At 59.8% G+C, this 209-nt stretch carries 1 pseudogene; it reads left to right on the top strand.

Annotation, left to right across the window (positions count from 1 at the left end):
- Positions 1–209: pseudogene (locus AF337_RS18315) on the top strand (nitrilotriacetate monooxygenase); the annotation flags it as partial.

The following is a 209-nucleotide window of genomic DNA, read 5'->3' as shown; positions in this document are numbered from 1 at the left end:
ATGTCGCCAAGCGAGCCGAGGCGGCCAACTTCGCTTTTATGTTCATGGCGGATTCTCCTGCCGCCGCCGTCGGCGATCCAAATGCGCTTGCCCGAATTCCGACCAAGATGAACCGCTTCGAACCCCTTTCGCTGCTCTCGGCTCTGGCGGTCACCACCAACGATCTCGGTCTCGTGGCGACAGTCTCGACAAGCTACTATGAGCCCTAC

The organism is Rhizobium ecuadorense (genome assembly GCF_001187535.1).
Classification (GTDB): Bacteria; Pseudomonadota; Alphaproteobacteria; order Rhizobiales; family Rhizobiaceae; genus Rhizobium; species Rhizobium ecuadorense.
Note: the sequence above shows the minus strand (reverse complement) of the source record. Positions and strands in the feature narration are given on the sequence as shown.